Consider the following 25,219-nt stretch of genomic DNA (forward strand, 5'->3'; position numbering starts at 1 on the left):
CGCCCAACGCTCCCCGGGCGCCGACTCACGTGCCGGCTACCCGGCCACCCAAGCGAATTGTGGTGGCACCTCTCGACTAGGCGAGGTCGCGGGCGAGTGCCCGCCCGGCGCTGCGGCCCGAGAACACGCAGCCACCGAGGAAGGTTCCCTCCAGGGCGTTGTAACCGTGCACCCCGCCTCCGCCGAATCCCGCCACCTCACCGGCCGCGTAGAGCCCGTCGAAGGCGGAACCGTCGGGGCGCATCACCTGGGAGTCCAAATTGGTCTCCAACCCTCCCAGGGTCTTGCGGGTGAGCAACCGGAGCCGCACCGCGATCAGTGGCCCGTTGCCGCTGTCGAGCAGCCCGTGCGGTGTGGCGACGCGAATGGCCCTGTCGCTGATGAACCTACGCGCGGCGCGGATGGCCGAGACCTGCATGTCCTTGCCGTAGGAGCGGTGCATCTCGGCGTCGCGGGCCACCACCCGCTCCCGCACGGCAGTGAAGTCCAGCAGCGACTCGCCGGTGAGCTCGTTCATCCCCGCCACCAGGTCGCGCAGGTTGTCCCGCACCACGAAGTCGACCCCGTGGCGTTTGAAAGCCTCGACCGGGTCGGGAGCTCCCTTACGCACCCGGGACAGCAGCTTGCGCGGGCTCTTGTCGGTCAGGTCGGGGTTCTGCTCCGAACCCGACAGCGCGAACTCCTTCTCCAGGATGCGCTGGTCCAGCAGGAACCAGGTGTAGTCGTGGCCGGTGCCGAGGATGTGGCGCAGTGTGCCCATGTTGTCGAAACCGGGAAAGTAGGGCGCGGGCAGCCGCTCGCCGGTGGCGTCCAACCACATCGAGGACGGCCCGGGCAGGATCCGGATGCCGTGCCCCGGCCAGACCGGGTCCCAGTTGGTGATGCCCTCGGTGTAGTGCCACATCCGGTCGCGGTTGACCACACTGGCCCCGGCGCGCTCACCGATGTCGAGCATCCTGCCGTCCACGTGGGCGGGGACGCCGGTGAGCATGTGCTCTGGTTTCCGTCCCAGCCAGGAGGGCCAGTTCCGCCGCACCAGCTCTTGGTCGCCGCCGATTCCGCCGGAGGTGACCACCACGGCCTGCGCGTGGTGCTCGAACTCCCCCACCACCTCGCGCGAGGAGGCCACTCCCCTGCGTTCCGAGCTGGGCTCCAGCACGCTGCCCCGCACGCCGTGCGCCGCGCCGTCGGAGGTGAGCAGCTCGTCCACCCGGTGGCGGTACCGGATACGCACCAGGCCGGCGCGTTCGGCTTCTCGTACCCGCTCGGCGAAGATCCGCACGATCTCGGGTCCGGTTCCCCAACCGAAGTGGAACCGCGGCACCGAGTTGCCGTGGGAGCTCGCGGTACCACCACCGCGTTCGGCCCACCCGACGAAGGGCATGAACCGCATCCCGAGGTCGCGCAGGTAGGAGCGTTTCTCTCCGGCGGCGAACTCGACGTAGGCCCGCGCCCAGCGGCGTGGCCAGTGGTCCGCCTCCGGGCGGTCGAACGCGGCGCTGCTGTTCCAGTCCCGCAGCGCCAGTTCGCAACTGTCCCGCACGCCGAGTCGGCGCTGCTCGGGACTGTCCACGAGGAACAGTCCGCCGAGGGACCAGTGGGCCTGCCCGCCGAGGTTGTCGGCGTTCTCCTGCTCGACCAGCAGTACGGACCTGCCCGCACGGGTCAGCTCGTAGGTGGCCACCAGTCCGGCGAGTCCCGCGCCGACCACGATGACGTCCGCGTCCGATGCCATTGCCACGCCTCCCGTCCGTCTCGGGACCGATCACACGCCCTCGCGATCGGTTCTCCGAGTCCTCCCGCGAGCACGGCGTGAGCCAGGAAACAGTATCCGATACGCGGCCGGGCCGGAAACAGCTCTTCCGGCCGCGACTTCACCGACCGGGAGTCACCGCGAGGCGGTCTCACCGGAGGTCTCGACCTCCGCTGCTTCGTCACCCCCGGTGGGTGCCTCGGTGGCGTGGTAGTCGGCCTCGGCCGTGGCGTCGGTGCCCTCGGTGGCGCCGAACCACCGCAGCAGCGGAGTGAGCACCACCGCGACCAGCAGATTGAGCAGCAGTGCCACCGCACCCACGTAGATCTGGGTCCGGATGTCCGGCAGCGGCTGCCAACCGAAGAGGCTGAAGTCGGACAACGGCATCGCGGAACCGCCGAAGTGCCCCTCACCGGTGGCCGGGTCCTTCGGGATCAGATACAGCTGCCACAGCCCCCAGGCCATGCCGACCGTCCAGCCCGCCACGAGCGCCCAACGATGCAGCCACCTGGTGTAGAGGGCGATCGCTACGGCGGGCAGGGTCTGCAGCACGATGACACCGCCGATGAGCTGCATGTCGATGGAGAACTGCGGGTCGATGAACACGATGCTCAGCACCGCGCCGAACTTGACCACCAGCGAGGCGAGTTTGGCCTGCTTGGCCTCCTGGGCGGGGGTGGCGCCGGGACGCAGATGTTCCTTGTAGATGTTGCGGGTCCACAGGTTGGCCGCCGCTATGGACATGATCGCCGCCGGAACCAGGGCGCCGATCCCGATGGCGGCGTAGGCCAACCCGGCGAACCAGTCGGAGAACATCTGGTCGAACAACACCGGCACGATCGTGTTGGAGTCCGGCTCTCCGGTGGCGCCGTTGACGATGGGTTCGACCCCGGCGGCCAACGCGGCGTAGCCCAGCAGCGCCAGCATTCCGAGCAGGAACGAGTAGGCGGGCAGCGCGACCATGTTGCGCCGAATGACCTTGCGACCGGAGGAAGCGAGGATACCGGTCAGCGAGTGCGGGTAGAGGAAGAGCGCGAGCGCCGACCCCAGCGCGAGCGTGGCGTACTGCAGCTGGTTGTGCTCCCCGAGCAGAATGGAGCCGCCCGAATCCGGCCCGGACCACCCCGCGGCGGACTGGTCGATGATCGAACCCCAGCCGCCGAGCTTGCTGGGCAGGTAGAACACGGCCACCAGGATGACCACGTAGATCAGCAGGTCCTTGACGAACGCGATCAACGCGGGGGCGCGCAACCCGGATTGGTAGGTGTACAGCGCCAACACCACGAAGGCGATGAACAGCGGGGCGTGCCCGGCCAGCCCGCCCGCGTTGAGCCCCATGGTGCGCAGCACCGCCTCCAGCCCGGCCAGCTGCAGCGCGATGTAGGGCATCGTGGCGACGATGCCGGTCACCGCGATCAGGGTGGCCAGCAGCGGCGAACCGTAACGGCCGCGCACGTAGTCGGCCGGGGTGACGTAACCGTGCACTCTGGACACCGACCACATGCGCAGCAGCGGCAGCAGCACCAGCGGGTAGAGCACGACGGTGTAGGGCAGCGCGAAGAAACCCATCGCACCGGCCCCGAAGACCAGCGCCGGGACGGCGACGAAGGTGTAGGCGGTGTAGAGATCACCACCCACCAGGAACCAGGTGATCCAGGAGCCGAACTTGCGGCCCCCGAGTCCCCACTCGTCGAGGTGCTGCATCGACTCGGCGCGGCGCCAGTGCGTGGCGACGAACCCCAGGACCGAGACGAACAGGAAGAGCGCGGTAAAAACGCCGAATTCGATCCACTGCATTTTTCAGAGTTTCCTGTCGGGGTTGCCGGGGGCTCGGGTGGCGGAACCTCCCGCGGGTGGCCGAGTCGGGGAGGTGGTGGTTCGGTGCTGCCGCACCAAGCGAGTCACGCCAGTGGACGACACGGGGGGAAGCATCGGTCAGTGCTTCCCCTCGTTGCCTTCGGCGGCGTGCTCGGTCGCCGCGCGTTCCCTGCGGTTGGCTGCGCGGACGACCAGCCCCACGCAGACCACGCCGAGCGGCACGAACAGGAACTGCGACCAGTAGAACATCGGCAGCCCGAACAGCCTGGGCTCATCGTGATTCCACAGTGGAGTCACGAGCATCAGCAGCGGGACGAGCAGCAGCAGGTTCCACGGTGAACGGTCGGTTCCGTGGCGCGCTCGCGCGGCGGGTATCCGCTGCTCGCTCATGGGCTGCTCGGTCATGGACGGCCTCCCCAGGCTGTGCCAGTACGAATCACCCGATCGGGCAGCAGCATGCTAGCCGGAGTCGATCTCCCTGGGAAGAGTCGTCCGACTGAGTGAGACGTCGGCTCACTACGTGACCCGGGTTTCGCTGCCTGCGCGCGGTGCTGCACTGCTTGTGCGCGACGCTTCGCTGCCTGCGCCCGCTTCCTCGCTGCTTGTGCGCGGTTTTCGAGGTGCGCGCGGTGTCTCGCCGCTCGCCTTCCGCACGCCGGAGGAATACCGGGGACACGCCGACCGGGCGTCCGGCACACTTTGTGCTCGGAGCACACTCCGAGCACGGCCCATCGACGATCCGCCCCCACCGGGCGTCGCCGGGGGCCACCCCGCATCGAGCGACACATCTCGACCAGAACGAAGGCGGAGCACATGACCGAGCCCACCGAGTCGGAACCGCGACGGCTCGCCGCACGACTGCTTGACGAGCACCCCGTGTTCGACGGCCACAACGATCTGCCCTGGGCACTTCGCGAGACGGTCGGATACGACACCGACCGGGCCGACATCGCCACGGACCAGTCAGCGGTGCTGCACACCGACCTGGCCCGGCTGCGTTCCGGCGGGGTGGGCGCGCAGTTCTGGTCGGTCTACGTGCGCACCGACCTCACCGGTGACGCCGCGGTCTCGGCCACCCTGGAGCAGATCGACTGCGTGCGTGCGCTGACCGAGCGGTACTCGGACCGGCTGATTCCGGCCTTCTCGGCAGCGGATGTGGAACGCTGCCGCGAGTCGGGCGGCACCGCCTCGCTCATGGGCGCCGAGGGCGGCCACTCGATCAACTGCTCGATGGGCACACTGCGCGCGCTGTACGAGCTGGGCGTGCGCTACATGACCCTCACGCACAACGACAACGTTCCCTGGGCGGACTCGGCGACGGACGAGCCCGCCGCCGGTGGTCTGACCCGCTTCGGCGAGGCGGTGGTCCGGGAGATGAACCGGCTGGGCATGTTGGTCGACCTCTCGCACACCTCGGCCGAGACCATGCGGGACGCGCTGCGGATCAGCCGCGCTCCGGTGATCTTCTCGCACTCCAGCGCACGAGGGGTATGCGACCATCCGCGCAACGTGCCGGACGACGTGCTGCGGGCGCTGCCCGACAACGGCGGAGTCGCGATGGCGACCTTCGTGCCGAAGTTCGTGCTGCCCGAGGCCGCCGAGTGGGACCGGGCGGCGGACGCGCACCTGACCGGATCGGGGCTGCACCCGCTGGACGGCACCGAGCGGGGCCACCGGGCTCGCGCGGAGTTCGAGCGGGACAATCCACGCCCCGTGGCAACAGTGTCCAAAGTGGCCGATCATCTGGACCACATGCGCGAGCTCGCCGGAATCGACCACATCGGACTCGGCGGTGACTTCGACGGCACCCCGTTCACCACGGCGGGACTCGACGACGTCGCCGGGTATCCCAACCTGCTCGCCGCACTGCTGGACCGGAACTGGTCCGAGGCGGAACTGGCCAAGCTCACCTGGCACAACCCGCTGCGCGCACTGCGCGACGCGGAGGGTGTGGCAGAGCGGCTGCGGCGTACCGAGAGGCCTTCGATCGCCACCCTGGACCAACTCGACGGGGAAACCTCGGCCTGACCCGAGCCCGACCGGAAACCGACACCGAACCGAGCGGAACTCGCGCGGATTCCGGAAATCCGGTTGCGCGGGCCGGTAGGAAGAACGTGGGAATCGTTCGGGAGGAGCCGCCGTGTTCGCACATCCGCTGGGAGCCGAAGCAGAGTTACGGCCGCTGGAACCCTGGCAGGCCGGGGAGTTCGCCGAGTTCACCGATGCCAACCGAAAGCACCTGGAACCCTGGCTGCCCTGGGCGGGAATCGTCCTCGACGAAGAGTCGGCACGACGGTTCCTACGGAACTACGCGGACAAGCAGGCCAACGACACCGGCCGGATCATGGGGATCTGGCGCGGGAAGGAACTCGTCGGCGGTGCGTTGTTCCGGGTGTTCGACACCCACAGCGGTTGCTGCGAGCTGGGCGTCTGGCTCTCCGAAGCCGCGCAGGGCAACGGATTGATCACTCGGACCTGTGAGCACCTGACCGACTGGGCGATCCGCGTGCGAGGGATGGCAAGGGTGGAGTACCGCGTCTCGACCGAGAACCATCGCAGCATCGCGGTGGCGAAACGGCTGGGAATGACCCACGAGGGCACGCTGCGCAGTTTGTTTCCCCTCAACGGAAGGCGCCACGACATGCAGGTCTGGGCGGTGCTCGCCGAGGAGTGGCACGGGCGGAATTCCTGACCGTTTTCGGTTCGCGAAGCGGTCCGAAGCGGAAAGTGAACCGACCATCCCGGCACCCGTCGCCGTCAATTTCCCGCGAAATCGCCGGGACCACGAGGCCACCGGCCACAAGGGACGGAACATCACCGAGCGTGGCGAACCGGTAGCGCTACGAGAAGGCCCCCGGATCACCGGGGGCCGACCGTGCTATATTTCGATCTGCCAAGAAACGAAAAAAGCAGATGCCAGCGTAGCACGTATACGCTCCCGCTTCAGCCGTTCCCGGCAGGCCGAAGGACGGGGTAAGTCCGGGGCGCGGTTCGCGACCGCGACCACCCCGGTCAGAGCGGGCCGGGAGACGAGTGCCACGACACCCGGCGACGGTCGCCCGGTTCGGCAATCTTGGGAGCGCGTGGCACGAGAGCAGCGGCTCCTACCGCTGTAACCCCGGCGAGTGCGGAGTAGTGCCCGCACGTGGATTCCCCACCCCTTGGACCTGTGACCGGTGTCTTCCTCGACCCGGTCCCGGTCAGGGGGACATACCTCCGTAGCTTCTCCCGCCGTGCGCTTCGGTGTCCGGCACGCGGGGGTTCGGTTGGCGGTTTTTTCGAGGAAACGCTGGGCACGTTGGCGGCCCTCCCGGGCTTACGCAGCGCGAGTCGTGCGGGTGAGTTCCGACCGCGCGCACGCGCGCGGCGCCCGCGAGGTCGTCGTCGATATTCCGGGCGGTCCGGCGCCGTCAATTTCTCGCGAAATCTCCGCTCCGGTGGAGCGGCACGGCGGAGGTGGGCGTCAATTTCCCGCGAAATCGCCGGGCGACGGGGCGAGCAGAGCGCCCACGGTGCGTTTCTCCTGCTCGCGAATGCTTCCACGTGAAGTTGTTTTCCGTGGAACTGTGCCGTGACGTACGATTACCGCCATGACCGTCGAGGCGAACATGCCGGTGGACGGCGTCGAGGCGACCGTTCGACGCTGGCGGGCCCAGCGGCCCGACCTCGACGTATCGCCGATGTCCGTGATCGGGTGGCTGACCACCGCCTCCAACGAGATCGAACGACGCTTGGCCGCCGTGCTGAGCGAATACGGCCTGCAGAGCTGGGAATTCGACGTGCTGGCCACGCTGCGAACCGACGGCGAACCCTACGAGATGTGCCCCGGAACGATCGGGGGGCATCTGCGTGTCTCCAACAGCGCGATGACCAACCGGATCAAACGCCTGGAGGAATCCGGACTGGTCGAACGGCACTTCAGCCCGGAGAACAGGCGGATCGTCATCATCCGGCTCACCGAGCGGGGTATCGAGGTGACCGACCGGGCGATGGACTCCTACCTGACTGAAGGCAAGAGTGCCCTCGAAGCACTCAGCCCGTCCGAGACGGACCAGCTGTGCGGCCTGCTGCGCAAACTCGGCACCGCTACCACTTCCGAGGCGGAGTGACCGCGAGCCCGAACTCTTCCGAGGGACGTCGGTTCGCACCTTCAGGAGGGTGAGCGAACGGACGACTCGAACCGAGCGTCCTGCCGACGGGTCCGCCCTATCCGTTTCGCGGTGAACCACCCAACTCGGCTCGCCTCTCGTGCCGACGGCACCCCTGGCCTCGCCGATCGGCTTCCGCTCCTGCCCGGACGCCTCCGAAGCCAAACATTTCGACGTTGTATTGATTCACACCGCACTGTACTCTACAGTACATTTCAGCATCGAATAGTTCGATGTCGTAAAAGGACCGCATCCAGACCTCCCCGTAACCGAGCACCCCACGGGAAGCCGTGCCGCGAGGTTTCGGGGCCCGGAGAATCCAATGCCCATCGCACTGTTCGTCCTCGGGTTGACGGTGTTCAGCCTGGGCACCACCGAATTCATGATCGCCGGACTGCTACCCGAACTCGCCGCCGGCTTCGGAATATCGTTGCCCCACGCCGGCCTGCTGATATCGCTGTTCGCCGTCGGCGTGGTCATCGGCGCACCGACGATGACCGTGCTGACCTCAAGGGTCCCCAAGAAGGCCACGCTGGTGGCGCTGCTCGCGGTGTTCGTGCTGGGCGAGAGCCTGGCTGCCATGGCGCCGAGCTACGGGGTGCTGCTGACAGCCCGCGTGATCACGGCCGTCTCACACGGCGCGTTCTTCGGTATCGGCGCTGTGGTGGCGGCGAACCTGGTACCGCAGGAGAAGAAGGCCCGTGCGATCGCGATCATGTTCGGCGGACTCACCATCGCCACGATCGCGGGAGTACCGCTGGGCACCTTCATCGGCCAGCAGTTCGGCTGGCGAACCACCTTCTGGGCCGTCGCCGTGCTGGGACTGCTCAGTCTGGTGGGTCTCGGCACGCTCCTCCCGCACCAGCCGAGGGACGAGCAGCCGAGCATCCGAAGTGAACTGTCCGCGTTCGCCAATCCGAAGGTCTGGTTGGCGCTGGCTACCACGATGCTCAGCCAGGCGGGACTGTACGCCGCATACACCTACGTCGCGCCGCTGTTGACCAACGTGACCGGCTTCCCGGAAACGGCCGTGGCGCCGCTGCTGCTGCTGTTCGGCATCGGAAGTTTCCTCGGCACCGTGCTCGGCGGCAGGTTCGCCGACCGGAGGTTGATGAGCACGCTGACAGTCGGGCTGGTGCTGTTGAGCGGCATGCTGCTGCTGTTCGACGTCACCGCGCACAACGAGGTGACCATGATTGCCACCTTGGGGCTGTTCGGCGTGGCCGGTTTTCTGATCAACCCTGCCCTGCAGACCCGCGTGATGGACGAGTCGGAGGGCGCGCCGACGCTGAGCAGCGCGAGCAACATCTCCGCGTTCAACATCGGCAACGCCCTCGGCCCCTGGCTGGCAGGTCTGGGCATCGGCGCCGGACACGGCTACCTCGCCCCCAGCAGGATCGGAGCGGCCCTGGCCGGGACGGCGCTGCTGACAGCGCTGTTGGGAATGGTTGCCGACCGACGGGAGCGGAGATCGGCGGTGCTGCGCGCCGCGGACGGCGAGCCCTACACCCGGGCCCTGGTGATGGCGAACCACAGCAGCGGGCACGGGAACTTCGATGCACCCGCGTAAATTTCCCGCGAAATCGCCGGGCGGGGCGACGACGAGGACCGCGGCATACGAGGGGCGGGGCACCCGGCATGCCCCGCCCCTCGTCTCGTGGAAAAGCGTCCGGGCTCAGGACTTGGCGGGCTCGGCGCCCTCGACCGGTTCGGCCATGTCCCCGGACCAGTCACGTTCGGGACGCCTGCCGAGCCCGTTGAACACCACGATGGCCAGCAGGGCCACGATCCAGCCCGGGATCATCTCGTACACCCCGGTGCCGCTGAGCGCGTCCACGTTCTTCCAGACCAGCACGGTGACCGCGCCACCGATGACGCCGCCAAGAGCTCCGGTCCAGGTCATACGGGACCAGAACAGCGAGAGCAGGATCACCGGGCCGAACGCGGAACCGAAACCGGCCCACGCGTAGGAGACGATGTCCAGCACGGCTCCGCCGCCGAGCGCGATCACGTAGGCCACGAGCGCCACCAGGATCACGGTGGCACGTCCCACCCACACCAGCAGCCGCTCCGAGGCGGCCTTGTGCACGAAGGCGCGGTAGAAGTCCTCGGTCAGCGCGGTGGAGGCGACGAGCAACTGACTGTCGGCGGTGGACATGACCGCTGCCAGCACCGCTGCGAGCAGGATGCCCGCGATCCACGGGTTGAGCAGCTGCTGCGCCAGCGCGATGAACACCTGCTCCGGGTCGTCCAGCGGCTGGTCGAGCACGCCGATACCGACCAAACCGACCAGCGAGGCACCGAGAAGGGTCACCAGCACCCAGGTGGTGCTGATCCGACGGGCGACGGGGATGTGCCGCGCACTGCGAATCCCCATGAACCGCGCCAGGATGTGCGGCTGCCCGAAGTACCCCGGGCCCCAGGCCAACAGTGACACGATCGCGACGAAGCTCAAGCCGCTTCCGCTCGACCAACTCCCGTCGGTGAAGCTCGCCTCCTGGCCCATGTCCAGCAACGCCGGGGACTGCTCGGTGAGCGCCCCGCCGAGCCCGCCGAAACCTCCCAGCAGGGCTATACCGATCAGCGGGAGCGCGACCAGAGCCAGGAACATCATCGTTCCCTGCACCACATCGGTGAAGCTCACGGCGAGGAACCCACCCAGGAAGGCGTACATCACGATGACCGCCACGGAGATGGAGATCGCCGTCGTCGAGTCCACGCCGAAGACGTCCTCGAACAGCACTCCCCCTGCGACGAGACCGCTGGCGACGTAGACGGTGAAGAACACCACGATCACCAGGGCGGAAACCAGCCGGAGCGAACGGGTGCGATCCTCGAACCGCGACTCCAGGTAGGCCGACAGGCTGACGGCGTTGTTGGCCCGCTCGGTGTAGGTACGCAGCCGGGGCGCCACGAACAGCCAGTTGAAGTACGTGCCGAGGGCCAGACCTATCGCGATCCAGGTGGCCCCCACACCCTGGGCGTATACCGCCCCCGGCAGCCCGAGCAGCAACCAGCCGGACATGTCGCTGGCCTGCGCCGACAGTGCCGCGGTCGGCGCGTTGAGGTTACGACCGCCGAGCGCGAAGTCGGCGAGGGTGTTGGTGCGTCTGTACACCCACACCCCGATCACGAGCATGACGACCAGATACGCGGCGAAGGTCGTCAGTACCGCTGGACTGATCTCAAACACTGATACTCCTTCAGCCGGGACGACACATGCGCTCCGCCGAAGCGGATCACGGTCGGTGGTCACGAATCGAGGCCGGCATGTGTTCGCGGTAAGTGTTCGAAGGATAGTAAGTGGTATTCGCAACGCCGTATTCGTGCGATACTACATGATTTCGACCTTTTCGTTGTCAGATCGAACAACGAGCACTCGCCTTAAGGAGTGAATGCGGCCGCGTCTCACCCAGCGGACGATTCAGAAACGAAACGTGACGTTCCGGAAACTCGCAGTACGCGCGGCGAGAGGTCGTGGACCTCACGGGAGCAGCCGGAGCCGCATGGCTCGCTCGGTCCCCGGCCTGGGGCGCGAAAGCCACGCGAGATCGTGGCGTTCGGTAAACCCGCTCTCGCGGTCCCACCCCGAAGCGAGCCTCGAAAGGCTAAGCTGACGCCCTGCTCGAACTCGTCCGCGGAACGCTCTTCGCAGCGCCGGAGCACTCGCCCTCCGTGGTGGGTTGCCACATCGGTGCGGGGCTGCGCCCCGGAGACGGGCCGAGTTGCTACCCCGGGGCCCCGGAAGGCGGAAAAGTCCACTGTGGCTGCTTTGGGGACGTTGGCGCCGTCCGCCAGGGCAGAGTCCGGCCTCACCGGCACGGTGAACCGGAGGGATTCACCGACCGCACCACTATCCGGAGGATGATGCGGCCGGAACATGAGGCGGAGCGAGGACAACCGGGCATCCCGCCGTGCCAGACACGCGGAGATCCGGGCCGAAGTAGCAGCGGAAGAGGCCGAGAATGCCGAAGCGGAAGCGGTCGAGAACGACACCACAGCTGAGCACGGGGCAACGCCCGGCACACGAGTTTCGGGGGGATAAAGTGCACTCGTGATCTTGATCGGCCACTGGCGGAACTCGCTGACCTGGGCTTTCGGTGGGCCGCCAGGGACTCGAACCCTGAACCCGTGGATTAAAAGTCCACTGCTCTGCCCATTGAGCTAACGGCCCGCGAGAGACACCTTACAGGCAGCCGTTGATCTGGTGCATCGCCGGGCGGGCCGACCACCCGCCCGGCGTGTCGGTTCAGCCGCGCACGAGTGCGACTTCCGATTGAACGACCTTCCGGCTGCCGGCACGTTCGTTCCAGCCCAGCGCGGTGATCATCACCACCAGCAGCACGAAACCGATCCACTGGGTGACGGTGAGGGTCTCGCCCAGCACACCGACACCGACGATGGCGGCAGTCGCCGGGAACGACAGTTCCGCCAGGGTGGCCCGCGCCGCGGGGGTGGTGCGCAGCCCCACGTAGTACAGACTCAGCGCGAGCAGGCCGGGAATCAACGCGAGCAGCAGCAGCCCTCCGAGGTTCTGCCAACCAAGGGCCAGTGCCCCACCGAGGTTCGACAGCCCCTCGGTGATCGAACCGTCCCGCAGCAGCAGCACCAGCGCCACGGTGGGAAGCCCCACCGAGTATCGCAGCGTGGTCACCTCCATCGGGGCCAGTTCCCTGCTCAACAGCCGCCCCAGCACCGTCCCCGCTGCCCACAGCGCCGCAGCCCCCAGCGCCAACAGCGCGGGCATCAGCCGCGAGACACTCACCTGCGTCGGATCCGGAAACGCCAGCAGCCACGCGCCCGCCAGCGCGGGCACGGCGAAGGCGAGGTAGCCCCGGCGGAAGCCCTCGCGCAACAACAGGAACGAGGCCACCGCGGCGAACACCGGTTGCAGCTTCTGCAGCACCACGGGAGTCACCGGATCGCCGTATCCGAACGCGGCGGTGAACATCAACGTTGCCAGCGCGGAGGTACCCGCCCCGACCACCAGCGCCGCCGCCCGCTGCTTGCCGCCGCACCGGGCGAACGCCCGCCAGGCCCTGGGCAGTAGCGGTGCCAGCAGCACCGTCACGATCAGATGTTCGCACAGCACCACGGTGGTGCTCGGTAAGCTGGTCGCCAGCGGCATCCGCCACAGCGCGTCGGTCCCCCACATCGCGGTGGCGATCGCGACCAACCAGGTCCGGTCGCGCCCCGAATCAGTCATCCGATCAACGTAGCGCGCCTACACACCAGTACGCGCCCGCGAGGGCGACGATCCTCGTCACACTCACCGCTCCCCGACACGCCGTTTCACTCTTCCCGGTGATCATCCACCGCTGGAGGCAGCGCGCCACGTAGAACCGGACACATGCGATCCGTATCGAGCATCGTGCTTGCGGTTACGGCACTGATCATCACGATTCCCGCCACCGCGCAGGCGGAGCCCGCTGGCGAGGAGGATCACAGCCGGACGGTGGCGCGGGGCGTTTTCACCGGTTACCAGGAGTCCGCGACGGCCATCACCTACGCGCCCGAGCTGGTGCCGCCGGGTGCGCGGATCGGAGTGTTCGCCGAGAACTCGCCCGGGAAAGGTACGTCCGTGGCCGCTGTCCTCGAAGGGTTGCGCCCGAACCGCACCTACGGCGCTCACGTGCACACCCGCCCGTGCGGGGAGGAAGGCTCTGACGCCGGACCGCACTTTCAGCGGGTACCCGCACCGAAGGGCGTTTCCGGTGACCCCACCTACGCCAATCCGAGTAACGAGATCTGGCTGGATTTCCGCACCGACGCGGCCGGGAACGCGGTGAGCGGCGCCTTCGGGGAGTGGAACCCACACCGGGGTGACGCCTCGTCGGTAGTGATCCACGAGCACCGCACCCGCACGGCGCCCGGCGTGGCGGGCGAGGCCGGGGACCGGTTGGCCTGTCTGAACGTGCCTTTCTGAACGGTCGGCGTCCGCCCGGTGCCGACCGGCGGGAACGAGCACCGACAATGGAGGCATGTCGCTCGCGCCAGCCACCGAACCACTCCGGATCGGACCGTACGCGGTCGATCCGCCCGTGGTGCTCGCTCCGATGGCGGGCATCACGAACCTGGCCTTCCGGAAGTTGTGTCGGGAATACGGCAGCCGCGACTCGCTCTACGTCTGCGAGATGATCACCGCCCGAGCGGTCGTGGAACGCAACGCCAAGACACTGCGGATGATGAGCTTCGACGAGGGTGAGCACCCGCGTTCGATGCAGCTCTACGGGGTCGATCCAGCGACCATGGCCGAGGCGGTCAAGATCGTCGTGGGTGAGGGTTGGGCCGACCACATAGACACGAATTGGGGATGTCCCGTTGCCAAGGTGACCCGCAAGGGCGGTGGGGCTGCGCTGCCCTACAAGCGCAGACTGTTCGAGGACATCATCTCGGCCGCGGTGCGGGCGGCCGAACCGGCGGGGGTCCCGGTCACGGCCAAGTTCCGGGTGGGAATCGACGACGAGCACACCACCTACCTCGACGCGGGACGCATCGCGGAGGAAGCGGGTGCGTCCGCTGTCGCGCTGCACGGCCGCACCGCCGCGCAGCGGTACTCGGGCACGGCCGACTGGGAACGGATCACCCGGCTGAAGGAAACCGTGCGGAGCATTCCGGTGCTGGGCAACGGTGACATCTTCACGGCTTCGGACGCCCGGCGGATGATGGACAGCACCGGTTGCGACGGCGTCGTGGTGGGGCGTGGCTGCCTGGGTCGGCCGTGGTTGTTCCGGGAGCTGCACGCCGAGCTGCGGGGCGAACCGATCCCGGAACCGCCGGACCTCGGCGAGATCCGCGGCATCGTGTACCGCCACGCCTGCCTGCTGGCCGAACTCATGGGCGAGGAAAAGGCCATGCGCGACCTGCGCAAGCACATGTCGTGGTACTTCATGGGCTTTCCGGTCGGTTCGGAACTGCGCCGCAGGCTCGGGGTCGTGTCCACGCTCGGCGAGCTGGCAAGCATGCTGGACGAGCTCGATCCGGACGTTCCCTTCCCGACCGAGGCGGAGGGGCCGCGCGGCAGGCAGGGCTCGCCGGGCAAGGTGGCGCTGCCGGAGGGCTGGTTGGACGATCCGGAGGACAACTCCGTGCCGGTGGGTGCCGACCTGGACCACAGTGGAGGATGAGTCCGCTCCCGCGCCGCTCGCGGGCGCTCGTGGCTCCGCCACTGCTGGTGCTGCTGTGGTGCTGCCTGCTCTCGGGCAGCCCCACGCCCGCTCCACCTTCCCCGGGCTCGGGGGCCGTTCGCTCGGTGACGGCCTACTTCAATACCAACAATGCCGCGGCACGGCGCGGCCCGGACGCACAACGGATCTTCCTGCGCCGTACCCAGCACCCCGACTACCGGGCTCGGCGCTGCTCGTTGGACGGGATGACCGTCACGGCGGAACCCGCGCTCGGGACACTGCGCCCCGACGAGGAGTTCACGGTGGCCGGGCGGCCTCCCGCCGGAGGGGTTTGGGTCGTGGGCGTGGAGATCACGGTGCGCCGCGAGGGGGTCGTGGTGGGTAGACAGCTCGGTTCGCAGCACCTGGTGGTGCTCGACGGTCGCTGGTACGGCTTCGCGCCCTGCCCCGGGTAAGACCCTCTGCCCCGGGTAAGACCCTGCCCTGGGGAAGACCCTGCCCTGGGGAAGACCCTGCCCTGGGGAAATCGATGCACCCCACCCACGCCCGAGCGAGTCCGACACGAGCCGACAAGGCTCTCCCGGCACCCCGGGAATAAACAACGCTGAGTTTTCGTAACGACACTATGCGTGATTACGTGAAATCGGGTGGAATGGGGTGCAGCGAGGTAAGACCGGTCGTGCCCCGGGCGGGGCTCGAAACGGGATCAACCCGCGGCCGGAGCGACAGGTTGGAGGCCGAAGGATCGAGCGAACACGTTGCCCGGACACGCCGATGAGGCGGTACGCCGGTTGAGCGAAATCGGCTCCGGTTGAGCTGAACCGACTCAAGCCCGGCGACTCACCGGACGACACCACTACGGGAGGTGAGTGCGATGTCCGGACTGCGCGATGGTATTGCCAAATCGGAGACCTGGCGGGAGGAAGCCGCCAGGGCCCGGCTGCACGACCTCCCCTGCACCGAGCACAGCACCGGCAGGCACTACGCGACCGACTCGGCCACCGCCGCCGGACTGGCCGAACTGCACGAGGCCATAGCGGAACTGCTCGCCTCACGAGAACGCTGGCAGCAGGCCTACCACCACCTGCGGGCCGCACTGGATCTGCGGAACAGCGAGCTCACCCCTCCGGTGCCGGAACAACTCCGACACGAGGTGAACTGGCTACGACGCGAACACGCACGCGTCAGGGAGCAGAGTCTGCGCGACACGCTGACGGGTGGCTACAACCGTCGCTATCTGGACGAGCGACTCGAGAGCCTACCGCGGGAAACTCCCGAGGGGCTCGGTATAGCGCTGGTGGACCTGGACTGGTTCAAGCAGGTGAACGACACATTCGGGCACGTACTCGGCGATCGCGTGCTGCAGCGCGTCGCCGAATTACTACAGGAAGAACTACCCAATGGAGGATTCTGTGCGCGATACGGCGGCGAGGAATTCGTACTGGTGCTGCCGGGTATCGACGAGGCGACCGCGATTTCGCTGTGCGAACGCGCACGGGCGCGGATAGCGGACTTTCCGTGGCAGCGAGTGGCACGCGGACTGCGCATAACGGTAAGTATCGGATTGACGTACGACGCGACGACCGGGGAAGCCGTCACGTCCGGAACGGAAGAGAAAATTCTCGGCGCGGATGTGTTGCTCTACGCGGCCAAACAATCGGGGCGAAACGTCGTCGCCCACCGGAAGCACGGTGAAGTCCACTTGACAGGCATCACCAGGAGATCCGAATCGTCACCACAGAACTACTGAACGCGATCACTTCGAACACGTGGGTGTGGAGCACCAGAGCGCTGCCCCACTCGGACGAACAACTGCTGTGATTTATCCTACATAACACGGTTGTGTCGTGCACTGACTGTGAAGAATCCGGCGCCGCTATCGTCAGTTCGAGCGATCAGCCGTAGCATCTTGAGCGAGTCTGGCGATACAGCTTCGGGGGTGGGGATCGCCAACCGTCCGAATGAAAGCCAATGGCAGCAAGGTGGGAGGGAACGCAGGTGCCGGATAATCCCCGTCGAGGCAGTTCGGGGCACCAGAGTTCCCACTCGGAGTGGGCGTATCCCGAAGACGAAACCGGAAACGGCTCCGAAACGGGCAGCCGGGCCACTTCGCGCAGGCGCAGAAGGGCTCTCGGGGACGACGGTACGGGTGGCACGCGCGTCGGAGATTTGCTGTCCAGGCACGGCAAGGGACAGACCCAGAACACCGGTTCGCACCGAAGGGTCGAAGTGGACGAATCGGAATTCGTCCCACCCGAGGAACAATCCGGATCACAAGCCACCCGGAGCGAACCGGGCGAGGAATCGCCCGAGCAGCCCACGCGGAGCACCGAGGCCGTCCCGGAGACTCCGCCACAACACGGCAACTCGCCCCAGGAGGGGGAACGACGGCCCCGTGGCCGCCGCGCTCGCCGCAGGCGGCAGGAACCGGAACAGCCCGGGGGAACCGAGCCTGGAGGATCCGAACAGACCCAGTGGCAGATCCCCAACTCGGCGAGTTCCCCACCACAACCCGCCGGCGGGATCGGATCCAACAACGCGCCGCCCGCCGAGAGTGACGACACGACGCGGATGACGCCGTTCCTCGGTGCGTCGCGCAGGCCGAACGCCGCCAGGAGTGGTGGCAACACGCAGCAGCCCACGGATCAGGGTTCCTCGCACACCTCACCCATGGCTCCGCCCTCCGGGGACCAGGCCGCCGGAAACCCGGCGCCGGCGACCCCACCACGCTCCGGAAGTGATGCCGGAACCGACACGAGCGACCGCACCCGCCCGAACCAGCCGATCAGTGCGGCGCTGAATCGGAACCGTGGTGCTCCCGCCCCACCGCCCCCCTCCCGGCAAACCGGCGCCCGAGAAACCGGGGCCCAGCAGGTTCCCTCCGAAGAACCCACCGCTCAACAGCCCGCAGTACGCGGCGAGATGCCGCCGCAAGCAGGCGGTTTCCCCCCTGAACGCACACCACGGCAGCCCGCACGCCGGGAGGAAACCGCCGCGCCGGAGCCGAACGCTCCCTCGGCCGCGGAAGAGATGTTGAACGGCTCGCCCCGAGCCGGGCGTCCCGCTCCGGAAGCCACGGGACACCAGGAGGGCGCACAGCCGGAACGGAATCCCGAGAACGCGCTCGGCACCCGGGCCTCGGGTGCGGAGCACGATCCCGACACCACCGCCATCGCACCGAAGAACGAGTCGTCCGCCACTGCCCGGTCCACCACTTCCCAGGAGGCGGCCGCGGACGACGACGAGTCCGCCGACGAACAAGCCGAGGACAACGAGGCCAGTGCCGCCATCGACGCGACGCTGGCCAGGTTCTCGGCGGTCCACGACGAGCTCGCGGCCGAGGAGGAGAAACGGCGCAAGAAGTACGCCTGGCTGTGGGGAAGCCGCAAGGAGCCCGAACCCGGCCAGGACATGCCGTTCGACTTCGCCGAGAACCGCGACGCGAGCTCCTCTCGTGTGGAGTGGCGCAAGGAGAAGCAGCGTAGGCGACTGCGAATGCTGGGGCGTGGCTCGGCCGTCGCCGTCGCGGCTCTGGTGTTCGTCACGACGGGGATCGGCTGGGGCAGCAAGACATGGTTGGACGCGAGCTTCAACCAGATCCGTGCGCTGAACGAGAACTCCGACGCCATCCAGGACGCGCACCTGCAGGAGGGTGACCAGAACTTCCTGCTGATCGGTTCGGACACCCGCCAGGGCGCGAAGAGCGGGGACAACATCGGCACGGCCGAGGGCGTACCGGGCGCCCGCTCGGACACGACGATGATCGCGCACATCCCCGCCGACCGTAGTCGGGTGGTGATCGTGTCCATCCCGCGCGATCTGGAGATCGATATCCAGGCCGACACCTGTAAGAAGTGGGACTCCGCCACCGGAAAGTACAGCGAGGAAACAGTGGCGGCCCGGCAGAACGTCAAGTTCAACACCGCGTTCGGGGAAGGTGGGCCCGCCTGCGTCACCAAGCAGGTGCAGCAGCTCTCCGGGCTCGAGATCAACAGTTTCCTCGGGATCAACTTCCAAGGGTTCAAGTCCATGGTCGACGCGGTGGGTGGAGTGCAGATCTGCACCAACAAGCCGATGATCGACCGCGAGCTGGGGCCCATCCTCGAAACGGCGGGCACGCATAAACTCGGCCCGCAGCAGGCACTGCGCTACGTCAGGGCGCGCAAGCTCACCAACGACCCCACCGCGGACTACGGGCGCATGGAACGGCAGCAGCTGTTCCTCAGCGCGTTACTGCGCAAGACGACATCGGCGAACGTGCTGCTCAACCCCGGCAAACTCACGAACCTGGCCAACGCCATCATCGCCAACACCTTCGGCGACAACGTCGACAGCGACAAGCTGATCTCGCTCGGAAAATCGCTGGACGGGCTCGACCCCGAGAAGGTCACCTTCGTGACCATCCCCACCACCGGAACCCGTAACTCACGCGGCAACGAGGTGTTGGTGGAGTCCAAGGCCCACTCGTTGTTCCGGGCCATCATCGAGGACGTGCCGCTCGACTCCTCGTCCGGCCAGCAGAGCGGGCAGGCTTCGGAGGGTGCCGCGTCGGACACCTCACCCATGGCTTTCGCGCAACAGGAGCAGGGGAACAGCTCGGCGAAACCCGAGCCCTCCGAGGTGAGCGTTTCGGTGTTCAACAGCACCGAACGCAGCGGCCTGGCGGGCAACACAGCGAGTGACCTGCGTGAGTTCGACTTCGCGGTCGGCGATGTCGGCAACCTGGACGCACCGCTCGACAAGACGGTCATCCGGTACTCGGAGGGGAACAAGCAGCGGGCGCAGCTGCTTGCCTCCGCCGTGCCCTCGGCCGAGATCGTGGCTGATTCCTCGGTCGGTGAAACGCTCCGACTGGAGCTGGGGACCGACTACGACAACCGGGTTCGCAAGCCGAACAGCGGTGACGTGGACGTTCCGGAGAACCTCTCGACCGTCAACGCGGGTGAGGACAAGTGCGGCGGTGTCAACGGCTGACCGGAGCGGGCCCCCTCCCGACCGGGTGGGCGCTCGCTCACACCGAGCGGTCGGCCACGGGACCGCTGGGACGTGCGGCTCGCGCACCGGATCCCCGCGTCCCTTTCCGAAGGACGTTCGGCGGGAACATCGAAGCCAACACGGGTGGGGGCTGCGGTACGAAAGCCCGCTCGGGACTCGGATTCTCACCCACCGTGAGGCCCCACCGCACCCGTACTCGTCTTTTCGAGTGAGAACTCAAATCGTGTTCACCGCAGGTTAACCAACGGGAACCCTGCGCAATACCCCCAAGAAGTAGGGTGGGAACCATGCGTGAGGTCTACCAGGAACAGCTCGACAAGCTCGCCGACGAGCTCGCCGCGATGTCGACCATGGTCGGTAACGCGATGGAGCAGGCAACCACCGCGCTGCTCGGAGCTGACCTGTCGTTGGCCGAGCAGGTCATCGACGACGACTTGAAGGTCGACGAGGCCCGAGCGCGCTGCGAGGAGCACGCCTTCGGGCTGCTGGCGCTGCAGGCCCCGGTCGCGGGGGACCTGCGTACCGTGATCTCGACGATCCACGCCGCCGAGAGTCTGGAGCGGATGGGAGATCTCGCGCTGCACGTGGCCAAGGCGGCACGGCGCAGGCACCCGCAGCCCGTGCTCCCGGAGGACGTGAAAACTTACTTCTCACAGATGGGCCAGGTCGCGGTCAAACTCGCGAACCGACTGAACCAGATCCTGCGCACCCAGGACGTGCAGCAGGCGCGGGATCTCGAGGGCGACGACGACGAGATGGACGACCTGCACCGCCACCTGTTCAGTGTGGTCATGGGCTCCGAGTGGTCGCACGGCGTGTCGGCGGCGGTGGACATCACCCTGCTGGGCAGGTTCTACGAGCGCTTCGCGGACCACGCGGTCTCGGTGGCGCGACGGATCATCTACGTGGTGACGGGAAGCATGCCGAGCAGCGACCATTCGTGACCGAATTTCCGGGGATGCGTCTTTCCCTCCCCGGAACAGGTGAGCACGTGGCACGCTGTTGACGTCTCAGCGTCGTCGTTTTCGCGCACCCCTCATTCGATTGAATGAACGCTACTATTGGTCGGCGTTGACGACGGCTGTTCACCTCCACGGTGTGCGAGTCTGCCGACGTGAGTAAGAGTCCTACCGTGCACCGCCGACGTCTGGGCAGCGAACTACGTAAGCTGCGCGAAGCAGCGCAGCGCACACACCGCGAAGTCGCGGCTCACCTGGATTGCTCACAGGGAAAGATAAGCCAGATCGAGCTCGGCCGTGTCCCGGTCCGCACCGCGGATGTCCGGCTCATGGCCGAGCTCTACGGCTCGAACGGCGAACAGGTCACCACCCTGCTCGAACTCGCCGAAGGCTCCAAGAAACGCGGTTGGTGGCAGGCGTACGCCAGCACCGCACGTCGCAACGGTTTCGACACTTACCTGGGGCTGGAAACCGCCGCCGGAGCGGTGAGCACCTTCGGAGCGGATCCCATCCCCGAATTACTGCAGACCGAGGAGTACTGCTCGGCACTGCTGGCGACGGAGCGCGAGACGATAACCGAGGAGGAGATCTCCGAACGGCTGACCATCACGGCGACCCGCCAGCAGCGGCTGCTGGGTGAGCATTCGCTGGAGCTGTACTCGGTGCTGGACGAGTCCGCGCTGCGGCGCGGCGTGGGAGGGCCTCGGGTGATGCGCGCCCAGCTGGAACACCTGGTGCTGATGAGCTACCGACGCAACGTGACGCTGCGGGTGCTGCCGTTCGGCAGCGGGGCTCATCCGCTGCTCGGCGATCGTGTCACCGCCTTCTCGTTCCAGGAGACGGGCGACCCGCAGGTGGTGCACGTGGGTGATTCCACGAACTCGCGGTTCTGGGAGAAACCGGCCGAAACCGCTCCGTACCTGGCCGCGTTGGAGCGGGTGTGCGCCCTGGCGCTCTCGCCCAAGGAATCGACGATGCTGATATCGAGCATCGCGGACGACCACCGCGAGTGACCCGGAGTCCGAAAGCCCCGCGGTCTCCGGCGGGGCGAGCCCCTCGCTCGGGCAATCACGACGTGCCGCCGGACGCCCGGGCGAGACTGCGAGGGCCGAAACGCCCCCTCCGGGGCCGTCAATTTCCCGCGAAATCGCCGGGCCATCGACGCAGGGCGAACTCCAACCACTCCCGCAGGCCGCACTCCGACCACCCCGGCAACCGGCCCCGCCGCGGGTTCTCCGGTGCGGCTCTCGCGAGGACGGCCCCGACGTTGTGTAGGTCGCTACCCAATGTCGGGGCACCCGCAGCGAGAGCCGTGCCGAAGGTTCCGCCACCCGAGCTCGGGCCAACGTCAATTTCCCACGAAATCGCCGCGCCCGAGACCGCCGTCGGGAAGTGGCCATGCGGGTCGCAGCGAGGGTGTCCCCGGTGCGTGAGTCGGATGCATTGCAAGGCCGGGCCGCTCGCCGCGTAGGTCGCTACTCAAGAGCCGGCCCAACGCCGCAAGGCGCCGACTCACGTGCCGGCTACCAGACCACGCACACAAGCACCGTGCCACGTGCTCAGCCGAAGCGGCCGGAGATGTATCCCTCGGTGGCTTTCTGACTGGGGTTCGAGAAGATCTTGCCGGTCTCACCGATCTCGACCAACTGGCCGGGCTCGCCCACCTCGGGCAGGTTGAAGAACGCCGTCTGGTCGCTCACCCGCGCGGCCTGCTGCATGTTGTGGGTGACGATGACGATCGTGTAGTCCTTCTTGAGCTCGGCGATGAGGTCCTCGATCGCCAGCGTCGAGATGGGGTCGAGTGCCGAGCAGGGCTCGTCCATCAACAGCACGTCGGGCTGCACCGCGATGGCTCGGGCGATGCACAGCCGCTGCTGCTGGCCACCGGACAGCCCACCGCCGGGCTTGTTGAGCCGATCCTTGACCTCTTCCCAGAGGTTGGCCCCGCGCAACGAACGTTCGGTGATCTCCTCCAGGCGTTTCTTGTCCTTGACCCCGGCCAGCTTCAGTCCGGCCACCACGTTGTCCCTGATCGACATCGTGGGGAAGGGGTTGGCCCGCTGGAACACCATCCCGATCGTGCGACGGACCTGGACCGGGTCGACCCCTGGGGCGTAGACGTTCTCACCGTCGAGCAGCACGCTGCCCTCGACCCTGGAGCCGGGAATCACCTCGTGCATGCGGTTCAGCGCTCGCAGCACGGTGGACTTGCCGCACCCGGAGGGGCCGATGAAGGCGGTGACGCTGCGGGCGTGCACCTGCAGCGTGACGTCCTGCACCGCGTGGAACTTGTTGTAGTAGAGGTTGAGGTCGTTGATGTCGAGACGTTTGGCCATGATTCGGCTACCGCCCTACCTGGTCTTTACCGCGAACAGTTTGGACAACAGTGTTGCCAGCAGATTGATCAGCATGATCAGCAGCACGAGAGTGAGTGCCGCTCCCCACATCCGGTACTCGCCCGCCTCCGTGGACGTCTTGCGTGCCGTGTAGACCGTCAGTGGCAGCGAGGCCATCGGACCGTCGAACAGGTTGTAGTTGATCGCCCTGGAATAGCCGACCAGGATGAGCAGGGGCGCGGTCTCGCCCATCACCCTGGCCAACCCGAGGATGATGCCGGTGATGATGCCGGAGAACGAGGTCGGCAGCACCACCTTCACGATCGTCTTCCACTTGGGAACGCCCAGCGCGTAGGAGGCCTCCCGCAGCTCGTCGGGAACGATCGTCAGCATCGTCTCGGTCACCCGCACCACCACCGGCAGCATCAGCAGCACCAGCGAGAGCGAGACCGCGAATCCGCTGCGGTCGAAACCGAACGTGGTGATCCACAGCGCGTAGATGAACAGCCCGGCCACGATCGAGGGAAGCCCGCTGAGAATATCCACCATGAAGGTGGTGGTCCGGGCCAGTTTGGAGTTCCTGCCGTACTCGATGAGGAAGATCCCGACCGTCACGCCGAGTGGAACCGCGATCAGGGCGCAGACGAGTGTCTGTTCCAGGGTCCCCACCAGCGCGTGGTAGATACCGCCGCCGGAGTCGTTCGGCAGCAACCCGTAGAACGAGTGGTTCCACCACTCCGCGTTGAGCATGGGGGCCAGGCCACGCTGCACCAGGGTGAACAGCACCCACAGCAGCGGAACCACCGCGATCACGAACGCCAGACCGAACAGCACGGTGGCGGTGTGGTTCTTGATCTTGCGCCCCAGGCCGAGCTGCTGGAAGGCGGGGGCGCTGGCGGGCCGCTCGAGGTCAGCGGTGTCCGTTCTCATTTCTTCCCCTTACCGCTGCCGCTCTCGATCCAGCGGGCGAGCGCGTTGACGGCGAAGGTGCTGATGAACAACACCAACCCGGCCGCGATGTAGGCACCGACGGTGAGGTGGTTGTTGAACTCCGCCGAGCCGAGCGCGATCCGCGAGGCGAAGGTGGCCCCCGCGTCGAAGATGCTGTAGTGCGGTCCCTCGAAGGTGTAACTGAGGATGACCGTCAGCGCGACGGTCTCACCGAGGGCCCGGCCGAGGCCGAGCATGGCCCCGCCGACGAACCCGCTGCGGCCGAACGGCCACACCGTGGTGCGCACCACTTCCCACTTGGTCGCCCCGAGCGCCAGGGCTCCCTCGATCTGCGCCGAGGGGGTTCGTGCGAACACCTCGCGCGCGACTCCGGTGATGATCGGAAGGATCATCACCGCCAGCACGATGCCCGCCGTGAAGACGTTCGAACCGCTGTTGGCGGGCACGTTGCCGTCGGCGAAGATCGGTATCCACCCCAGGGTCCCGTTGATCCAGAGCGCGACGGGTTTGAGCACCGGCGCCAGCACCAGCGCTCCCCAGAGGCCATAGATCACGGAGGGGACGGCGGCGAGCAGGTCCACCACGTAGGCGAACGGCCGGGCCAGCACCCTGGGGGCGTACTGGGTGAGGAACAGCGCGATTCCGCCCGCCACGGGCATCGCGATGATCAGCGCCACCAGCGAGCTCGCGACGGTGATCCAGGCGAGATCGACGATGCCGAAGGCCATGTCCTCCGGGGCACCGGTGCGCCACTGTCCGGAGAGCAGGAAGTTGGCCTCGTTGGCTTGCAGCGCGGGTATGGCCCTGACCAGCAGGAACAGTCCGATGGCCGCGATGATGGCGACGACGAAGATCCCTGATCCGGTTGCCACGCTCTGGAACAGCCGGTCCCCAAGGCGTAGCACCTTCCTCTCACCCGGTTGCTCCGGCGGTGTGGGTGGTGCGGGCGAGGCCGGTTCTTCGGGGCCTCCCACGAGGGTGTTGCCGGTCTCGTCCGGCGATGTGGCTGCTTCGCCCGGCGGGGCGGACCGCCACTCGGAATTCGTCGACTCGGTCACCGTTGTTCGCGACCTCTCAGTTTCCGGATTTCCCGGTCGTGCTCGTGCTCGGTGACCGCCGCACGGCGAGAGCA

At 67.2% G+C, this 25,219-nt stretch carries 19 protein-coding genes and 1 tRNA gene; 11 read left to right on the forward strand and 9 right to left on the reverse strand.

Features of this window, described 5'->3' with window-relative positions:
- Positions 1-76: 76 nt before the first annotated feature.
- The 3 genes from ACOQFL_RS04915 to ACOQFL_RS04925 form a co-directional block, all read right to left on the reverse strand.
- Complete coding sequence (locus tag ACOQFL_RS04915; RefSeq protein ID WP_435542867.1) at positions 77-1,735, reverse strand: FAD-binding dehydrogenase; 1,659 nt, start codon at positions 1,733-1,735, stop codon at positions 77-79.
- A 153-nt stretch (positions 1,736-1,888) separates the two neighbouring features.
- Complete coding sequence (mctP, locus tag ACOQFL_RS04920; RefSeq protein WP_435542868.1) at positions 1,889-3,550, reverse strand: monocarboxylate uptake permease MctP; 1,662 nt, start codon at positions 3,548-3,550, stop codon at positions 1,889-1,891.
- Positions 3,551-3,688: 138 nt separating this feature from the next.
- Positions 3,689-3,976: a DUF3311 domain-containing protein gene (locus ACOQFL_RS04925; protein ID WP_435542869.1), complete on the reverse strand. Its 288-nt coding sequence runs from the start codon at positions 3,974-3,976 to the stop codon at positions 3,689-3,691.
- 408 nt (positions 3,977-4,384) lie between these two features.
- On the opposite strand from ACOQFL_RS04925, the gene ACOQFL_RS04930 reads away from it, so the two are divergent.
- The 4 genes from ACOQFL_RS04930 to ACOQFL_RS04945 all read left to right on the forward strand — a co-directional run bounded on the left by ACOQFL_RS04930 (position 4,385) and on the right by ACOQFL_RS04945 (position 9,289).
- On the forward strand, positions 4,385-5,599 hold the full coding sequence (locus ACOQFL_RS04930) for a dipeptidase (RefSeq protein WP_435542870.1): 1,215 nt from the start codon (positions 4,385-4,387) through the stop codon (positions 5,597-5,599).
- A gap of 112 nt (positions 5,600-5,711) precedes the next feature.
- Positions 5,712-6,263: a GNAT family N-acetyltransferase gene (locus ACOQFL_RS04935; RefSeq protein ID WP_435542871.1), complete on the forward strand. Its 552-nt coding sequence runs from the start codon at positions 5,712-5,714 to the stop codon at positions 6,261-6,263.
- A gap of 898 nt (positions 6,264-7,161) precedes the next feature.
- Positions 7,162-7,680, forward strand: coding sequence for a MarR family winged helix-turn-helix transcriptional regulator (locus ACOQFL_RS04940; RefSeq protein ID WP_435542872.1), 519 nt, complete (start codon positions 7,162-7,164; stop codon positions 7,678-7,680).
- Between the two features lie 361 nt (positions 7,681-8,041).
- Positions 8,042-9,289, forward strand: a complete 1,248-nt coding sequence (locus ACOQFL_RS04945; protein WP_435542873.1) for a Cmx/CmrA family chloramphenicol efflux MFS transporter — start codon at positions 8,042-8,044, stop codon at positions 9,287-9,289.
- A 105-nt stretch (positions 9,290-9,394) separates the two neighbouring features.
- On the opposite strand, the gene putP is transcribed toward ACOQFL_RS04945, so the two are convergent.
- From putP to ACOQFL_RS04960, 3 genes are all read right to left on the reverse strand, one after another.
- On the reverse strand, positions 9,395-10,912 hold the full coding sequence (putP, locus tag ACOQFL_RS04950; protein WP_435542874.1) for a sodium/proline symporter PutP: 1,518 nt from the start codon (positions 10,910-10,912) through the stop codon (positions 9,395-9,397).
- Positions 10,913-11,820: 908 nt separating this feature from the next.
- Positions 11,821-11,893: transfer RNA gene (locus tag ACOQFL_RS04955), tRNA-Lys, on the reverse strand.
- A 75-nt stretch (positions 11,894-11,968) separates the two neighbouring features.
- Positions 11,969-12,925 (reverse strand): DMT family transporter, encoded by a 957-nt coding sequence (locus ACOQFL_RS04960; protein ID WP_435542875.1) that lies wholly within the window; start codon positions 12,923-12,925, stop codon positions 11,969-11,971.
- Between the two features lie 144 nt (positions 12,926-13,069).
- Between ACOQFL_RS04960 and ACOQFL_RS04965 the strand changes: the two genes are divergently transcribed.
- The 7 genes from ACOQFL_RS04965 to ACOQFL_RS04995 all read left to right on the forward strand — a co-directional run bounded on the left by ACOQFL_RS04965 (position 13,070) and on the right by ACOQFL_RS04995 (position 21,813).
- Complete coding sequence (locus ACOQFL_RS04965) at positions 13,070-13,645, forward strand: superoxide dismutase family protein (RefSeq protein ID WP_435542876.1); 576 nt, start codon at positions 13,070-13,072, stop codon at positions 13,643-13,645.
- Positions 13,646-13,700: 55 nt separating this feature from the next.
- Positions 13,701-14,846, forward strand: coding sequence for a tRNA dihydrouridine synthase DusB (dusB, locus tag ACOQFL_RS04970; RefSeq protein ID WP_435542877.1), 1,146 nt, complete (start codon positions 13,701-13,703; stop codon positions 14,844-14,846).
- Positions 14,843-15,301, forward strand: coding sequence for a hypothetical protein (locus tag ACOQFL_RS04975; protein ID WP_435542878.1), 459 nt, complete (start codon positions 14,843-14,845; stop codon positions 15,299-15,301). The genes dusB and ACOQFL_RS04975 overlap by 4 nt, the downstream gene beginning before the upstream one ends.
- A gap of 419 nt (positions 15,302-15,720) precedes the next feature.
- Positions 15,721-16,596: a GGDEF domain-containing protein gene (locus tag ACOQFL_RS04980; RefSeq protein WP_435542879.1), complete on the forward strand. Its 876-nt coding sequence runs from the start codon at positions 15,721-15,723 to the stop codon at positions 16,594-16,596.
- A gap of 248 nt (positions 16,597-16,844) precedes the next feature.
- Positions 16,845-19,820, forward strand: coding sequence for an LCP family protein (locus tag ACOQFL_RS04985; RefSeq protein ID WP_435542880.1), 2,976 nt, complete (start codon positions 16,845-16,847; stop codon positions 19,818-19,820).
- A 308-nt stretch (positions 19,821-20,128) separates the two neighbouring features.
- Complete coding sequence (gene phoU / locus ACOQFL_RS04990) at positions 20,129-20,785, forward strand: phosphate signaling complex protein PhoU (protein ID WP_435542881.1); 657 nt, start codon at positions 20,129-20,131, stop codon at positions 20,783-20,785.
- 170 nt (positions 20,786-20,955) lie between these two features.
- Positions 20,956-21,813, forward strand: coding sequence for a helix-turn-helix domain-containing protein (locus ACOQFL_RS04995; protein ID WP_435542882.1), 858 nt, complete (start codon positions 20,956-20,958; stop codon positions 21,811-21,813).
- A 546-nt stretch (positions 21,814-22,359) separates the two neighbouring features.
- Here the strand turns inward: ACOQFL_RS04995 and pstB are convergent.
- Genes pstB through pstC form a run of 3 tightly spaced genes read right to left on the reverse strand, consistent with a single transcriptional unit; the run spans position 22,360 to position 25,145 of the window.
- A complete protein-coding gene (gene pstB, locus ACOQFL_RS05000) occupies positions 22,360-23,136 on the reverse strand; it encodes a phosphate ABC transporter ATP-binding protein PstB (protein ID WP_435542883.1) in 777 nt (258 codons plus the stop codon).
- Between the two features lie 15 nt (positions 23,137-23,151).
- Positions 23,152-24,066: a phosphate ABC transporter permease PstA gene (gene pstA, locus ACOQFL_RS05005; protein ID WP_435542884.1), complete on the reverse strand. Its 915-nt coding sequence runs from the start codon at positions 24,064-24,066 to the stop codon at positions 23,152-23,154.
- Positions 24,063-25,145, reverse strand: a complete 1,083-nt coding sequence (pstC, locus tag ACOQFL_RS05010) for a phosphate ABC transporter permease subunit PstC (protein WP_435542885.1) — start codon at positions 25,143-25,145, stop codon at positions 24,063-24,065. Before pstC ends, pstA begins: the two co-directional genes overlap by 4 nt.
- Positions 25,146-25,219 lie beyond the last annotated feature (74 nt).

Origin of the sequence: Actinopolyspora sabaoui (assembly GCF_051225635.1) — a bacterium.
GTDB lineage: Bacteria > Actinomycetota > Actinomycetes > Mycobacteriales > Pseudonocardiaceae > Actinopolyspora.

Excerpts from the sequence above, each read along its gene's own strand:
- ACOQFL_RS04915 (WP_435542867.1), bottom strand. The coding sequence starts at position 1,735 with ATGGCATCGGACGCGGACGTCATCGTGGTCGGCGCGGGACTCGCCGGA.
- mctP (WP_435542868.1), bottom strand. The coding sequence starts at position 3,550 with ATGCAGTGGATCGAATTCGGCGTTTTTACCGCGCTCTTCCTGTTCGTC.
- ACOQFL_RS04925 (WP_435542869.1), bottom strand. The coding sequence starts at position 3,976 with ATGACCGAGCAGCCCATGAGCGAGCAGCGGATACCCGCCGCGCGAGCG.
- ACOQFL_RS04930 (WP_435542870.1), top strand. The coding sequence starts at position 4,385 with ATGACCGAGCCCACCGAGTCGGAACCGCGACGGCTCGCCGCACGACTG.
- ACOQFL_RS04940 (WP_435542872.1), top strand. The coding sequence starts at position 7,162 with ATGACCGTCGAGGCGAACATGCCGGTGGACGGCGTCGAGGCGACCGTT.
- ACOQFL_RS04945 (WP_435542873.1), top strand. The coding sequence starts at position 8,042 with ATGCCCATCGCACTGTTCGTCCTCGGGTTGACGGTGTTCAGCCTGGGC.
- ACOQFL_RS04960 (WP_435542875.1), bottom strand. The coding sequence starts at position 12,925 with ATGACTGATTCGGGGCGCGACCGGACCTGGTTGGTCGCGATCGCCACC.
- ACOQFL_RS04965 (WP_435542876.1), top strand. The coding sequence starts at position 13,070 with ATGCGATCCGTATCGAGCATCGTGCTTGCGGTTACGGCACTGATCATC.
- dusB (WP_435542877.1), top strand. The coding sequence starts at position 13,701 with ATGTCGCTCGCGCCAGCCACCGAACCACTCCGGATCGGACCGTACGCG.
- ACOQFL_RS04975 (WP_435542878.1), top strand. The coding sequence starts at position 14,843 with ATGAGTCCGCTCCCGCGCCGCTCGCGGGCGCTCGTGGCTCCGCCACTG.
- ACOQFL_RS04980 (WP_435542879.1), top strand. The coding sequence starts at position 15,721 with ATGTCCGGACTGCGCGATGGTATTGCCAAATCGGAGACCTGGCGGGAG.
- phoU (WP_435542881.1), top strand. The coding sequence starts at position 20,129 with ATGCGTGAGGTCTACCAGGAACAGCTCGACAAGCTCGCCGACGAGCTC.
- pstB (WP_435542883.1), bottom strand. The coding sequence starts at position 23,136 with ATGGCCAAACGTCTCGACATCAACGACCTCAACCTCTACTACAACAAG.
- pstA (WP_435542884.1), bottom strand. The coding sequence starts at position 24,066 with ATGAGAACGGACACCGCTGACCTCGAGCGGCCCGCCAGCGCCCCCGCC.